The organism is Promicromonospora panici, from assembly GCF_900608595.1.
In the GTDB taxonomy this organism is placed as follows: Bacteria; Actinomycetota; Actinomycetes; order Actinomycetales; family Cellulomonadaceae; genus Promicromonospora; species Promicromonospora panici.
The window spans coordinates 263,928-276,317 of sequence record NZ_UWYY01000001.1; the positions used below are offsets into that span (position 1 = coordinate 263,928).

The following is a 12,390-nucleotide window of genomic DNA, read 5'->3' on the forward strand; positions in this document are numbered from 1 at the left end:
GGATGTGGGTGTGCATCCGCCGTCAGCTCGGGCTAGGTGGGGTCGATCAGGGTGTGGATGATGGCCGCGACGGCGGTCGTGTCGTACCCGGTCTTGTCGTGGCGGGTGACGCGTTCCAGGGAGACGGTGCGGGGCTGCTCGCAGATCGCGTAGGAGCCGGGCTTCACCTCGACGCGGGTTGGCCAGGGCTTGTCGCTGCCGGTCAGGGGGACCACGATCGCCAGTCGCATAGACCGATGCTGACGAGGGCTGGACAACACAAGGTGCGGCCGGTGCTTCGCCTGCTCGCGACCGACGGTGGGATCCATGGACAGCCAGATGACATCACCGCGCTGAACGGTCACGCGGTGGTCTCCTGGGCACGGATCATCCGCTCCTCGGCGGCGTACTCACCCTCGGTCGGCCAGGTGCCCTCTTCACGGGTCTGGGCCTCGTACTCGTCCGGGTCGATGGCATCCATCGCCTCCCAGAACTGGCGGCGCTCGTGCTCCTCGATGAGGGCGGCCACGGTCTCGTCCGCCGTCTTGAGCGGCTTGCCGTTGAACTTGACGTGGGCGAGCCGCTGCCTCGTGGCGCGTGCAATGGTGATGGTCGTAGTCTCGCTCATGAAATCCACCATGACGCATCCCTTGCTAATTGGCAAGGGTCGCGCCGACTGGTGCTGCGGGTTTGTGTCCCCACCATGCTCCTGCTTCGGGGTCCCTGATCCTCCGTCATCCGTTGGCGCGGGGCGCGTCTCGGACATCGGTTCTGTCGTCAGTGCAACAGGTCCCGCTCATCGTGTGTCGGTGGGTGGTCCGCTCGGGTGGCGGGACCTGTTGCACTGACGACAGGTTCGGTGTCAGGGTCCCGGTGAAGCCGATGGATGGCGGAGGAGCAGGGACGCCGCGGTCCCCTCGATCCTCTTGATTCCCAGGTGCCCGCCGGAGGCACTGCCTAAGAGCTGAACAACGAAGAGACGGTCTCGACTACTGGAGTCGGGACCGTCTTCGTCATGTCTGGGGCCGGTAGGCCGTCGGGGTGCGGTGGGGTGCGCGCAGGGCGCGAAGCGCCCGGAGCGCGGGGCCCCATCGCGGGCCCCCGCCGGCCGAACGGCCCAGCGCGGCGGAGCCGCGCCTTGAGCCAGTAAAGAAAGTCCTCACAACTCCGTGGGTAGTCACTTCTAGGCCCGAACGACAGCTCGCATGGGAACGCCCGACCTGCGCATCGTGACGGGGTTCGGGTCCAACATCGCTCCGCGTCAGCCGCGCCCCGGAGGCCGGAACACCGAACCCTAGTTTGGGTCGACTGCCTCGGCGAACCTCAAACCGAAATCTGTCGGAATTAAGAGACCCTTATCGAAGGTGACACGTTCGGCTTCCTCGTCAGGCCGTGAGGCTCGCGCGTTCAGAAATTCTGGCCGCGATTCGTGCCAGGCGTACGCATTATCACCCACGCGAAACTGCTGGTATTCCACCGTAACAAGGCCAAGTCTGGCCCAGTTGTCCACGTATATCGCGATGCGAGGATCTTCTACAGGCTCCCTCGTGGCGACGTTTCGTAGTTCCAGCACGTGGTTGCGCAGGATATGGTAGCCCGTGCCACCGGGTGTATTGATCTTTATTCGCACCATTGGGATTCCGTACGGTCCCGTCTTTAGTATTTCCAGGAGGCGCGACGACTCCTCAGGCGAAAGTTGTTTAATCACCTGCGCGAAGGAGGGGTGGCTGGAGCCACGAGTCCGAGCATCGGACGCGCGGGCCAGCAGGTTTAAATACATATCCTTGAGTTCTGGCTCATCAAGAGAGTAAGACAGTCCCTCCATCGCTTGGGCCGCAACTACAGGTGACGGGGAGACGAGCTGGTCCTCAGGCGTATCCGCGAGCTTTTCGGCCAGGTCCTTGTTGAACTGCTTTTCGAAATATTCGCTCCGGTATCCCACCCAATTGGCAAGCGGTGAAAGAAGTTTGGTAAGTGCCATCTGCCTGATGGCAACCCTGTCTGCTCTAGCTTGAGCTGCCACCTCCAGCGCTTTCGAGTCCTTCGCAATCTCAGAAAGCTGCTTCTTTTCCTCGGCGTCGCCGCCAAGTTTCGCCGAGGCCCCGATCGCACTGCGTACGACCGCCGCTCCAGCCACTAGTTCGCCTCCGGTCATGGGGTGAGCCTAGACGCTCGGGCAAGGCCAGGGAGATATTCTCCAGAACTTCACCCAAGGCATGGAGTGAGTAATGAATCGCGCATGGTGACGAGGCGGCTCACCGCACACCGGCGCACCGTGCTGCTCGGAATGTATGCGGTGAAGCCCAGGTGATTGTCGTTGCGGGCCGACTACGCGAGTTCCGCGATGTCGGCGGTCACGGCGTCCGCTCCAGCTTCCCGCAGCTCGTCACCTCGGCGCGGCGTCTTGGCGTAGCCGATGCATGGCACGCCCGCGGCGCGGGAAACCTCGACGTCGGACAAGGAGTCGCCAACGAATACTGCACGGTTCGCCTCGATGCGGAGGGACCGCAGAGCTTCGTTCACGGTGTGGGTGTTGGGCTTCATGAGGTCCGGCCTGCCCGTCGGCCGGCCGATGACAGCGGCGATGTAGGACGTCAGCGACCAACGTTCGAGGTAGGCGCGGATCGCGACTTCGGCGTTGTTGCTGACGATGACCACAGGCTTGCCGACCTGATCGCACCTGGCAAGGAGGTCGTGCGCGCCGTGGGTTGGCTCGGCTGTGGACGCGGCGGCGGTCTCGGCGTCGTCGCACACAGCCTCGACCTCGGGCAGTGCCTCAGGCGCGTTGGTGGCTGCCCAGCGCAGGACGGCGAGGTGGTCGCTGGTCGTGCCGATGTGGTCGTCCAGGGCAACGCTGCGCGCCAACATTGGTGCTCGTGCTGCGTTCGCGGCTTCGAGGTTTGCGGGCGCGGGGATCAATGGCGTGACGGGTCCGTCGAAGTCCAGCAAGACCGCATCCGCGGCGGCGAACACCTCGGCAGCGTGGCTCACGGGGTGACCTTGGTGGCGATGGTGTCCCACATGCTGTCGAACCACAGGCGGGCCTGTGCAACGAACTGCGTACCCGGCGATTCGGGGTCGCCGTCGTCGGTGTAGTGGAACAGCTCCGAGTCCCGGCCGAGTGAGTCGTACGTGGCGAGTCGGTCGTCGCCGTCACGGACCTCATGCTCCCGGACGGGGTAGAACCCGAAGAAGACGTCTGTTGCGCTGAGGATGTAGGCCTTGAATAGCGGGGCCGATCCGTGGACCCGAGATTCCACAGTGGCGCTCCGGACCAGGCCCATGTCCTGCAGTTCCTCGACGCTGTCGCGGATCGCGCCGACGTGGCGAGCGCTGATCGCGGCCGAACGTGCTCGTGCTCGTGCGCTGGCGGCCTCGTCACCCGACACGGCGACGGGCAGCGCGAGGGGGCGTGACATGTCCGGCAGGAGGATCCGTATCCGAATGTCGCGGGGCGTGAGGCGTCCGCTCCGGATCTTGTCGAGCGGTTCGGTGATCGCGCCGTGCAGCGTCTCGGAGGTGAAGCCGACGAAATCGATAGTGACCTTCTCGGCGTCGAAGATCCGCTCGATGTGCGGACGGAGCCCGGCAGGTCGGGCGGCGCGCTCACGCACGAAGACGCCGCTCCCCTGGCGCGAGACGGTCAGCCCTTCGTCGCGGATGATGCGCAGGGCCTGTTGCACGGTCATCCGCGCGACGCCGAACGTCGTCGCCAGTTCGTTCTGGGATGGCAACTGCTCGCCGGGCTGGAACGTGCGCCCGAGGATCGCTGCACGGAGTGCCGCCGCTACCTGCTGGTAGGGCGGTCGCGGGTCGTCCCGGTCGAGTTCCATACGGCCAATCGTAGCCACATGGCCAACCCGGCTAACCAAGTTGGCCACATCTCTTGACATGGCTAGCCAGGCTGGTGCAATCTCTTCTTGTACAGCCTGGCTAGCCAACCTAGCCACGACACAAGGGAGATGCAGACATGGCGATGCAGCGACGGTTCGCGGTGAACCACCAGGACGTGTTCCCGGCCGGTGCGGTGATGAAGGGTGAGGTCCAGCCGGTGGCGGACTTCGATGCTCCGAAGCGTGAGGACGGTTCGCGTCCTCAGCAGCTCGACAAGGAGACGGGCCTGCCGCTGTGGCAGGTGGTGGTCGCTGACCTGGACGACGAGGGGAACAAGAACGACGCGGGTGTGTCGGTCAAGATCCCGGCCCGGCACCAGCCGGTGCCGCCGTCGGCGGTCTCGATCCCGGGCACTCCGATCACGCTCCGCCTCGTGGAGTTCGTGGGCCTGACGGCGCTTCCGTACGTGGACGACAACGGCAACCGGCCGCGTCTGGCGTGGTCGTACAAGGCGGAGGACATCTGCGCCCCGGGCAAGGCCGACGTGGCGACCCCGGCCCGTCCGGACGCGGGTAAGGCGGCTGCGTGATGAGCGCGGCCCTGCACACCCCGGGGGAGGCGGTGGCTTCGGTTCCCGCCCCCTCGACGGGGGAGCTGCTGACGGTCGCTGCTGACGTGGTGGCGATGGTCAACGGCCGCGCGTCGTACGTGACCATCTCGGACACCGGTGCGATCGCCGTCCATGTCGAGTGCCAGGCCGATGCGGAGCACCTGGCCCGGCTGCTGCGCCTGGGGCACGTGGAGGACTTCTCGGCCAGCGACGAGCGCGATGGCTTCTCGTCCTGGTCTGGCCAGTCCTGGACCGGCGTCCGGTTCAGCGTGATGTGCCCGCTGATCGGGCAGGCCCGGCCGGTGCGTGCGTTCCCGGTCCGGCCCGGGGAGTTCGAGCAGTTCGACGCCCCGGTGCCCTACGCCCTGGCGGTGGCCTGATGACTCGCGCGGAGTCGCTGGCGGCCGCCAGGGAGTACCTGTTCGAGGCCAAGAACGGTCTCGACGGTGCGGGCAAGGCGCTCGACGCTGCGGGGTTCACGGGTTCGGCCGAGACCGCCCGGGATCTGCATCAGGGAGCCGAAGCGCTCCACTTCGATATCCGGCTCGCGGCCGTGATCGCGCACCGGGCCGAGCACCCCGAGTTCTACGACGAGTCCGGCAAGTGGGTCGGCCGTCCCGACGAGAACGGGCAGAGCTGATGCCGAAGCGATGGGCCTACGCCGGTCCGACTCAACAGGGGATGGACGACGCGGCAAAGCGCCGTGACCTGGTCGAGACCGCCCGGCAGGGCGTGACACAGATCAACGAGGCATACGCGCTGCTGGCGTTCGGCGGAGCGTTCCTGGTCCCGCTCGATGAGGGCCTGGGCGAACGGATCTACCAGGTGCGTGTGCAACTGCACGGCCTGATCGAGGAAGCCGAATCACTCGTACGCGAGCACGAGGAAGGGATGAGCTGATGGCACTGGATGAGACGACCCGGCAGGTCAACCGGCGCGCGGTCGCGGCGCTGAACAACGCCCGTCACTGGCTGCTGGAGGCGGATTTCCGCGTCTCGAACTCGATCGGGGCATTGGAAGACCTCAGCCGCTACACCAATGCGCACGACCCGGCGCTTGAGGAGCTGAACGCGGTCTCAGCCAGGGTCCGGGCTGCTCGTGAGGACGTGGCGCGCCGGTGGATCGCTGAGAGCGAGGGCGAGTGATGTTCACACGACGGATCACGAAGAAGGACCTCCCGGACATCCTCAACGCGATGGGCAACGACCTGGACGCCTCCCGGGTCATGGTCGGGCGGATGCAGGACTGGGCCGCAGAGACCGGTCTGGGTGCCCTGGCCGAGGCACTGGACTGGGCCGTTGTGGCTCTCACCGACGCGCACGACGCCGCCCATGACGCCTACCGCACCGCCACCGACGAGACCGACGAGACCGACAAGGAGGCACGGGAGCGATGAACGCCACCACGACGACGGGCCTGTGGGCCAGCCTCGACGCCCGGGTCACTGCTGCTCGTGCCCGCCTGCGCACCGCGACCGTGGGCCGTCCCGGCTGGTCCGGCCGTGCCTGGCGGGTCGGCGCGTGGATCGCGTACCGGGACTGGATGTTCACTCGCACGCTGGCGGTGTGGGCGGGTAAGCACCCGCTGCCCGTGCTCCTCGGGGTCCTGCTCGCCGTCGGCTGGTGGGGCACCCTGACCCTCGCGGAGGTCCCCGGCGACCGCACCACCGGCCCGGTGCTCCTGCTCCTGGTGTTCCTGTCCCCGGGCCTGTTCCTCGGCCTGTGGGCCGCGATCACCCCTGGCCGGTACAAGCGAGTGATGCACGCCCGCGCGATGGGCGACGCGTGGCCGAAGGTTGCCGAGTCCTGTGGCCTGTCGGCGAGGCGGCCGGATGGCACCATCACCATCTCCCGGCTACGCCACGTGCGCCACGCTCCGGGTGCGGTCGTGCTCCGGATCGAGACGTTCGCCGGCCAAACGCCGGACACGCTGCACCGGGCCGCACCGGCGATCACCACGGCGTTCCGGGCGCACGGGTACGAGACCACGGCCGTCAAGCCTGGGGTGCTGGACCTGGCCCTGTTCACGACCTACCGCATTGCCCCGGCAACCGCTCGGATGCCGGAGCCGGAGCGGGCCAACCCGGACAGCCTGCCCGTGGGCCGGACCCGTGCGGGCCAGATCGCGAACCTCGTGGTGCGGGGTCGGCACACCCTCGTGGTGGGTGCCACAGGCGCGGGAAAGGGCTCCGCGCTGTGGTCCGTCGTCGGCAACCTCGCCCCGGCCGTCCACGACGGCACCGCCCGGCTGTGGGGTCTGGACCTCAAGGGCGGGGTCGAGCTGGAGATGGGCCGCGCCCTGTTCGGCCACGTCGCCTACAGCTCCGAAGACGCAATCCCCGTCCTGCGCGCCCTGCTGCGCGTGATCGACCAGCGCAAGGAGTCCATGCGCGGCCGCTCCCGCCTGCACGTCCCCACACCGGGGGACCCGCTGCACATGCTGGTCGTTGACGAGCTGGCCGACCTGATGGCCTACAGCGAGTTCGAGATTCGCCGTGAGGCCGACCGGCTGATGTCCAAGATCCTCACCCAGGGCCGCGCCCTCGGCGTCGTCGTCCTGGCCTGCGTGCAAAACCCCCGCCAGGAAGCCGTGGGACAGCGCAACCTGTACCCCCAGAAGGTGGCCCTGCGCCTGGACTCGGATATCGAGACAGACATGGTCCTCGGGCCGCAGGCACGCCTTGCTCCGGCGCACGAGATCTCGCAGGACGAGCCAGGCACTGCCTACATCGTCGGCGAGGACGGCGCCGCGTCCATGGCCCGGTTCGACTACTGGCCCGACGACGTCATCCGCGCCGTTGCCCTGCGCTACGCCGCACCGTCCGACCACACCGCCCCGGCACCCCGGAGTGGCCAGGACGCCGTGAACGCCTGGGCCGACGCTGCTGCCGCCCGCCGTGGCGCTGTGAACGAGAACGAGCCGGTCAAGCCCGACAACGAGGACGCTCCAGCTCCTCGCCAGCGCAAGCCACGGGCACCCCGCAAGCCCCGCACGCCGCGTGCACCTCGCCCGGCCGCTCCTGCCGCATCCACTGAGGAGGCCTGATCATGAACCGCCCCACACCCCGGGCCGCCGTCCGGATCGCCGCGGACTCCCGGCCGGTCCTCGTGTTCACCGTCGTGCTGACCCTGGCCGTCGCGCTGGCGTCGTTCGCCCTGTCGTTCGCCTCGCTGCGGGATGCCGCGCTGTGGGGTCGGGTGCCCGAGTCGCTCGCGTTCCTCGTGCCGGTCGTCATCGATGCCTCAGTCCTCGTCTATGGCCTCGTGGCGCTCGTGCTGCGGGCTCGGGGACGCTCGTCGGCGTGGGCCTGGACGCTCATGTTCGGGTTCACGGTCGTGTCCATCGGCGCGAACGCCGCGCACGCTTACGACGTCGGTCCCGAGCTGCGCACGATCGTCGGCGTCGTCCTGGTGGCGCTGGCCCCGCTGTCCGTGCTCACGTCGACGCACGCTCTGGCGTCCCTCGTGGTCGCTGATGGTCCCGTCGTCGAGCCGGAGCCGGTCCCGGCCGCCGAGCCCGTCGACGTCACACCGGAGCCTGTCCCGGCCGCGCTCGAGTCGGCTCCCGTCGACGTGACACCCGCCCCGATTCCGGACCCGGTCCCTTTGCCGGCCGAGCCGGAGCGCTCCCCGGTCGGTGCCGCTCCGGTCGCCCGTCGCCCACGTCTGGGCCGGGTCCGGCCGGTCACGCAAGACGCCCTCGACCTGCCCGGGCTCGCCGTTGGGGCCGACGCATGATCACCTCACCGGAGTCGACGCGTGGCGCCGCGTGTGGCCGTCCGGAGAACCGGGACCTGCCCTGGATCGCGGAGGACGCCTCACCCCTGGCACGGGCGCTCATGGCCCGCGTGTGCGCCTCCTGCCCGGTCCTGGCCAGCTGCGCCCTGGAAGTGGCCACGACGCCGACCACGGCGGGGTTCTGGGCCGGACACGACCGCACCAAATGGCGTGAGCCCGTGACGGTGCAGGACACCTTGCCCGGTCTCGAACTCGGGGCCGCAGCATGACCACCGCACCAACGTTCCCCGGCTTCGGGGAGCACGCACCCTTGGAGGTCGGTCCCGGTGCCCTGGGGTTCGCAACCCAGACGGCCCGGGGCCGGTCCCTGCGCTCCACCCTCGACGCGTTCTCCGAGACCGCCGCCGCCGTCGGGTACTGCTCGCACCCGGTCAAGCTCTCCGGCTCCTCCATGACGATCGACACGACCACGGGTGAGGTCGTCGGCGGGTTCTCCTCCGATGACGCCCCGATGGGGCTGCTGTACCGCCCGTGCGGGAACCGGCGTGAGGACGTGTGCCCGGCCTGCTCCCGGGTCTATGCCCGGGACACGTTCGCGATGATCCGATCCGGCCTCCTGGGCGGCAAGACCGTGCCCGAGACCGTGGCCGACAACCCGCTCGTGTTCGCGACGCTGACCGCGCCGTCGTTCGGCCACGTGCACGGCATCCGGTCCAAGAACGGGCACAAGTCCGGCGGGATGTGCCGCCCGTTCGACCGGAACAAGGTCTGCGAGCACGGCCGGTCCAAGTCCTGCATGACCGCCCACACGGAGAACGACCCTGCCGTGGGCTCGCCGCTGTGCTGGGCCTGCTACGACTGGACTAGCGCCGTCGTGTGGCAGTGGCACGCCCCGGAGCTCTGGCGCCGCTTCACGATCGCGCTGCGCCGTGCCCTGGCGGGGTATCTCGGGCTGACGGACTCGGAGCTGAAGCGTGCGGCGTCGGTGCAGTACGCCAAGGTCGGCGAGTACCAGGCGCGCGGGCTGATCCACTTTCACGCCCTGGTCCGTCTCGACGGTCCGGACGGTCCGGGCTCGGCTGCTCCGGTCGATGGGGTGACGCTGGCTGAGCTGATCGAGTCGGCGGCGCGTGGTGTGCGGGTGGAGGCTCCTCCGGTCGATGGTGCAGACGTGCCGCGTTCGCTGGCCTTCGGGTCCCAGCTCGACGCGCGGACCGTGCGCACTGGCCTACCGGAAGCCACCGCTGAGGACGCCCGCACCTCGGACACGCTCGTGCCCGAACAGGTCGCGGGGTACCTGGCGAAGTACGCCACGAAGTCGACCGACGTCGACCCGGCATCAACCCGGCCGCACCTGGCCCGGCTCACCCGGGAATGCCGACGCCTGGCCGACCGTGCCGCCACCGCCTGCCGCCTGCCCGGATACGAACCCGAGGAGGACGAAGACGGGTGCGCCTGCGGGACCTGCGCCGAGTCGCCGTACCGGCTGCTGGCCAAGTGGGCGCACATGCTCGGCTTCCGCGGCCACTTCTCCACCAAGAGCCGCAAGTACTCCGTCACGCTCGGGCGGCTGCGGCAGGCACGGGCACGGTTCGCACGCCTGACGGCCGAAGCACAGCGCGCCGGCGAACCCCTCGACGTGACCGATCTGGAACGCCGCCTGCTGGCCGACGACGAAGAGGCAACCCTCGTGGTCGACGGCTCGTGGTCCTACGTCGGGACCGGCTGGCCCACCAACGGCGAGAAGGAACTCGCGGAGGCTGCCGCAGCTCGAGCACGCGAATACGCCAAGTGGAAGGCCGCACAACGGCACGCCGGATGACACCAGACCTGACGGGGGAGGGATTACTGATGGACAGCAATACAACAGACATCACTGACCGGTTGTGGTCGGTGCAGGACGTCTCGGCTTTCCTTGGAGTGCCGGTCGGAACGCTTTACGCCTGGCGTTCGGAGGGCAAGGGGCCGGACTCGCGCCGCATGGGCAAGTACGTGCGCTATCGGCCCGAGGACGTCCGTTCCTGGTTTAAGGCACTGCCGATTGGGATGGCGTCATGAGCCGGCGTCTAGAACCCGGTGAGCGTGGCGAGATCACGTACACCGGCAAGACTCCAAACATTCGAGCGTTCCAGTACTACCGGAACCACGGTGGGATCAGGCTTCGGGGTTCTGGAGTCGGACGTGACAAGAAGGCTGCCCGTGAAGCAGTGACGCGAAACATCGATGCGGCTTTGCGCACCGATGAGATGTTCGGACCAGGTGCGCGTCTGGAGGATGCGGTGCGGGCGTGGCTGCGGTCCTTTCGGACGATGGCGGACAACGGTCGGCGGAAGCGAACGACGTATGACCAGTACGAGCGCTACGCCCGGGTGGAGGTGTACCCGCACATTGGGCAACTCCGGTTCACCGAACTCACCACTGGCCGACTCGACGTCTTCCTGACAGGGCTCTACGAGCGGAAGGGGTTCGCGACAGCCAAGGCGGTTCGATCCGTCCTGAGTGGCACGTGCCGGATGCTGGCACGTCGAGACCTGCTGCCGTCGAATCCGGTTCGCGACGTCGGTCGACTGGAGCAAGGGCGGAAGAAGGCACCACGTGCCTTGAGCGCTGAGGAGGCCCTGCGGTTCCTCGCCCTCCTCGACGGGAGCGAGTACGCCAGGCGGAACGAGCTGCCCGACATCATGCGGTTCCTGCTGGCGACTGGAGCCCGGATCGGGGAAGGGCTGGCGCTCAAGTGGGAAGACGTCGACCTGGACGGTCACGTGGTGCAGATCGACTGGACCGTGTCGCGGATCCGCGGTGTGGGCCTCGTTCGGGAAGCGGTGAAGACGGAGACCTCAGAGCGGACGCTGCGCCTTCCGGATTGGGCGGTCGTGATGCTGAGCAAGCGGCGGGGTGGGGCTGGGCCTGATGACCTCGTCTTCCCGAACACACTGGGTCGGCTCCGGGACGTGGGGAACACGGGCAAGATGCTGCGCAAGGTCCGCGGCGATGACTTCGCCTGGGTCAAGTCGCACACCGCTCGCCGTACGGTCGCAACTCTCCTCGACGGCAAGGGGCTGACCGCTCGCGCGATCGCTGACCAGCTCGGCCATGCTCGTCCCTCGATGACGCAGGACGTGTACATGGGTCGTCGGATCGTGGGGGAGGCCAAGAGCCCGCTCGATGGCATGTTTGCGCAGCCAGAGGGCGCGGACGACGACGGAGACGCCGCGTGAACCGGGTAGCGACGTCGCACATCAAGTCGCACATTCGCGGCGGTGGTTCGTCCCGCTCGGTCCGCTTCGTGGTGAACGCCCTGGTCACGCCGTCGTGGTGGTGGGCCCCCCGGGGATCGAACCCGGAACCCGCGGATTATGAACCGGACGGTCTCATCCGATAGCCGCTAAGCTTCGATGGATGCCATCCGGTGCAACCAAGCGGCCAACTCGGGTGCTGTAGATGTACATAGGTGCTTGCTAGATGCCAGTCATTCCGTGGGGTTTCCGCTGGGCGCGCGTGGCCACATGGAACCGACATCGCCAGATGCTCGAAGCCGACCGCTCCGCCTCTTCGGAGGTGGTCGTCCTAACGGAATCGAGCACGAATCTCTGTGGGCAGCTTGCGGAGCTCGGCAGTGTATCCAAACATCCGTCCCTGTGACTTGAGGTGTGCTCCGGCAGAGCCGCCAGCCTTGCGGTCTAGAGCCTTGAGTGCGGCGACTTTGCTTTGAGGGCTCTCGTGGGCCGCCCAATTCCGGAGGTAGATAAGTTGGTCCATCACTTTGTGGTCCAGCGAGGCAAGCGACTCGTAAAGCCAATGCTTCTTGCCTACGTAGTCCTGGATCTTGCCTTTGAGGCCTCCAAAACCACCTTTGTAGTCGAAATAGCGTCCACCCGTTACCAGGTAGAGTGCCACCTCTACGCTGATGTGCTTTGGAAACTTGACGTCCAACTTGTCGCTTAGGTGCCTGCTGTCGAGATTGATCGCGGCAACGATCAGCCGGAGCGTCAGTTTCTCCAGAACCACCGCGCATTTTATGATCGCCAATTCGTGCCCCCAGGTGATCGCCTGGTCGGACGATTCTGAACCCTGCAACTCGCGCGCATACTCTTCGATCCGTTCTATCTCGCCTTCAAAAACGTTGAGATCGCGCTCTAGGTCAATCTTTCGCATGATCCCAGTGTGTCAGGCCGACCGAATCGGACAAGCGCAGGGCCGGATTGATCACCCGGGTGAAATTGCACGGCG

18 protein-coding genes are annotated in these 12,390 nt (G+C 67.4%); 12 read left to right on the forward strand and 6 right to left on the reverse strand.

The genetic code is table 11. The features are described 5' to 3' along the window. Positions 1-32: 32 nt before the first annotated feature. The 5 genes from EW117_RS01220 to EW117_RS01245 form a co-directional block, all read right to left on the reverse strand. Positions 33-344 (reverse strand): type II toxin-antitoxin system PemK/MazF family toxin, encoded by a 312-nt coding sequence (locus EW117_RS01220; RefSeq protein ID WP_129782880.1) that lies wholly within the window; start codon positions 342-344, stop codon positions 33-35. Beyond that, positions 341-607 (reverse strand): hypothetical protein, encoded by a 267-nt coding sequence (locus EW117_RS01225; RefSeq protein WP_129782881.1) that lies wholly within the window; start codon positions 605-607, stop codon positions 341-343. The genes EW117_RS01220 and EW117_RS01225 overlap by 4 nt, the downstream gene beginning before the upstream one ends. A 666-nt stretch (positions 608-1,273) precedes the next feature. Then, complete coding sequence (locus tag EW117_RS01235) at positions 1,274-2,134, reverse strand: DUF4393 domain-containing protein (protein ID WP_129782883.1); 861 nt, start codon at positions 2,132-2,134, stop codon at positions 1,274-1,276. Positions 2,135-2,307: 173 nt separating this feature from the next. Then, the gene (locus tag EW117_RS01240; protein WP_129782884.1) at positions 2,308-2,952 is read right to left on the reverse strand and encodes an HAD family hydrolase; all 645 of its coding nucleotides are present in this window, start codon (positions 2,950-2,952) and stop codon (positions 2,308-2,310) included. Between the two features lie 14 nt (positions 2,953-2,966). Then, positions 2,967-3,872, reverse strand: a complete 906-nt coding sequence (locus EW117_RS01245) for a GntR family transcriptional regulator (RefSeq protein WP_242504004.1) — start codon at positions 3,870-3,872, stop codon at positions 2,967-2,969. A 77-nt stretch (positions 3,873-3,949) separates the two neighbouring features. Here EW117_RS01245 and EW117_RS01250 point away from each other — a divergent pair, with 77 nt between their 5' ends. Genes EW117_RS01250 through EW117_RS01305 form a run of 12 tightly spaced genes read left to right on the forward strand, consistent with a single transcriptional unit; the run spans position 3,950 to position 11,378 of the window. Further along, a complete protein-coding gene (locus EW117_RS01250; RefSeq protein WP_129782885.1) occupies positions 3,950-4,402 on the forward strand; it encodes a plasmid replication, integration and excision activator in 453 nt (150 codons plus the stop codon). Next, positions 4,402-4,803 (forward strand): hypothetical protein, encoded by a 402-nt coding sequence (locus tag EW117_RS01255; protein ID WP_129782886.1) that lies wholly within the window; start codon positions 4,402-4,404, stop codon positions 4,801-4,803. The genes EW117_RS01250 and EW117_RS01255 overlap by 1 nt, the downstream gene beginning before the upstream one ends. Beyond that, positions 4,803-5,063, forward strand: coding sequence for a hypothetical protein (locus tag EW117_RS01260; RefSeq protein ID WP_129782887.1), 261 nt, complete (start codon positions 4,803-4,805; stop codon positions 5,061-5,063). Before EW117_RS01255 ends, EW117_RS01260 begins: the two co-directional genes overlap by 1 nt. Before the next feature lie 41 nt (positions 5,064-5,104). Continuing rightward, the gene (locus EW117_RS01265; RefSeq protein WP_129782888.1) at positions 5,105-5,323 is read left to right on the forward strand and encodes a hypothetical protein; all 219 of its coding nucleotides are present in this window, start codon (positions 5,105-5,107) and stop codon (positions 5,321-5,323) included. Then, positions 5,323-5,568 carry a hypothetical protein gene (locus EW117_RS01270; RefSeq protein ID WP_129782889.1) on the forward strand — a complete coding sequence of 82 codons (246 nt, stop codon included), beginning with the start codon at positions 5,323-5,325 and terminating at the stop codon, positions 5,566-5,568. Before EW117_RS01265 ends, EW117_RS01270 begins: the two co-directional genes overlap by 1 nt. Next, positions 5,568-5,819: a hypothetical protein gene (locus EW117_RS01275; RefSeq protein ID WP_129782890.1), complete on the forward strand. Its 252-nt coding sequence runs from the start codon at positions 5,568-5,570 to the stop codon at positions 5,817-5,819. The genes EW117_RS01270 and EW117_RS01275 overlap by 1 nt, the downstream gene beginning before the upstream one ends. Further along, the gene (locus tag EW117_RS01280) at positions 5,816-7,468 is read left to right on the forward strand and encodes an FtsK/SpoIIIE domain-containing protein (RefSeq protein ID WP_129782891.1); all 1,653 of its coding nucleotides are present in this window, start codon (positions 5,816-5,818) and stop codon (positions 7,466-7,468) included. The genes EW117_RS01275 and EW117_RS01280 overlap by 4 nt, the downstream gene beginning before the upstream one ends. Before the next feature lie 2 nt (positions 7,469-7,470). Next, positions 7,471-8,160 (forward strand): DUF2637 domain-containing protein, encoded by a 690-nt coding sequence (locus EW117_RS01285; protein WP_129782892.1) that lies wholly within the window; start codon positions 7,471-7,473, stop codon positions 8,158-8,160. Beyond that, complete coding sequence (locus tag EW117_RS01290; RefSeq protein WP_129782893.1) at positions 8,157-8,429, forward strand: WhiB family transcriptional regulator; 273 nt, start codon at positions 8,157-8,159, stop codon at positions 8,427-8,429. Before EW117_RS01285 ends, EW117_RS01290 begins: the two co-directional genes overlap by 4 nt. Beyond that, positions 8,426-9,982 carry a replication initiator gene (locus tag EW117_RS01295; protein ID WP_129782894.1) on the forward strand — a complete coding sequence of 519 codons (1,557 nt, stop codon included), beginning with the start codon at positions 8,426-8,428 and terminating at the stop codon, positions 9,980-9,982. The genes EW117_RS01290 and EW117_RS01295 overlap by 4 nt, the downstream gene beginning before the upstream one ends. Positions 9,983-10,011: 29 nt before the next feature. Next, a complete protein-coding gene (locus EW117_RS01300) occupies positions 10,012-10,218 on the forward strand; it encodes a helix-turn-helix transcriptional regulator (RefSeq protein WP_129782895.1) in 207 nt (68 codons plus the stop codon). Next, a complete protein-coding gene (locus EW117_RS01305; RefSeq protein WP_129782896.1) occupies positions 10,215-11,378 on the forward strand; it encodes a site-specific integrase in 1,164 nt (387 codons plus the stop codon). The genes EW117_RS01300 and EW117_RS01305 overlap by 4 nt, the downstream gene beginning before the upstream one ends. 349 nt (positions 11,379-11,727) lie before the next feature. Here the strand turns inward: EW117_RS01305 and EW117_RS01310 are convergent, their stop codons facing one another. Next, positions 11,728-12,315, reverse strand: a complete 588-nt coding sequence (locus EW117_RS01310) for a hypothetical protein (RefSeq protein ID WP_129782897.1) — start codon at positions 12,313-12,315, stop codon at positions 11,728-11,730. Positions 12,316-12,390 lie beyond the last annotated feature (75 nt).

Coding starts and splice junctions, on each gene's coding strand:
- EW117_RS01225 (WP_129782881.1), bottom strand. CDS start 607: ATGAGCGAGACTACGACCATCACCATTGCACGCGCCACGAGGCAGCGG.
- EW117_RS01235 (WP_129782883.1), bottom strand. CDS start 2,134: ATGACCGGAGGCGAACTAGTGGCTGGAGCGGCGGTCGTACGCAGTGCG.
- EW117_RS01245 (WP_242504004.1), bottom strand. CDS start 3,872: ATGTCAAGAGATGTGGCCAACTTGGTTAGCCGGGTTGGCCATGTGGCT.
- EW117_RS01250 (WP_129782885.1), top strand. CDS start 3,950: ATGGCGATGCAGCGACGGTTCGCGGTGAACCACCAGGACGTGTTCCCG.
- EW117_RS01255 (WP_129782886.1), top strand. CDS start 4,402: ATGAGCGCGGCCCTGCACACCCCGGGGGAGGCGGTGGCTTCGGTTCCC.
- EW117_RS01260 (WP_129782887.1), top strand. CDS start 4,803: ATGACTCGCGCGGAGTCGCTGGCGGCCGCCAGGGAGTACCTGTTCGAG.
- EW117_RS01265 (WP_129782888.1), top strand. CDS start 5,105: ATGGACGACGCGGCAAAGCGCCGTGACCTGGTCGAGACCGCCCGGCAG.
- EW117_RS01270 (WP_129782889.1), top strand. CDS start 5,323: ATGGCACTGGATGAGACGACCCGGCAGGTCAACCGGCGCGCGGTCGCG.
- EW117_RS01275 (WP_129782890.1), top strand. CDS start 5,568: ATGTTCACACGACGGATCACGAAGAAGGACCTCCCGGACATCCTCAAC.
- EW117_RS01280 (WP_129782891.1), top strand. CDS start 5,816: ATGAACGCCACCACGACGACGGGCCTGTGGGCCAGCCTCGACGCCCGG.
- EW117_RS01285 (WP_129782892.1), top strand. CDS start 7,471: ATGAACCGCCCCACACCCCGGGCCGCCGTCCGGATCGCCGCGGACTCC.
- EW117_RS01290 (WP_129782893.1), top strand. CDS start 8,157: ATGATCACCTCACCGGAGTCGACGCGTGGCGCCGCGTGTGGCCGTCCG.
- EW117_RS01295 (WP_129782894.1), top strand. CDS start 8,426: ATGACCACCGCACCAACGTTCCCCGGCTTCGGGGAGCACGCACCCTTG.
- EW117_RS01300 (WP_129782895.1), top strand. CDS start 10,012: ATGGACAGCAATACAACAGACATCACTGACCGGTTGTGGTCGGTGCAG.
- EW117_RS01305 (WP_129782896.1), top strand. CDS start 10,215: ATGAGCCGGCGTCTAGAACCCGGTGAGCGTGGCGAGATCACGTACACC.
- EW117_RS01310 (WP_129782897.1), bottom strand. CDS start 12,315: ATGCGAAAGATTGACCTAGAGCGCGATCTCAACGTTTTTGAAGGCGAG.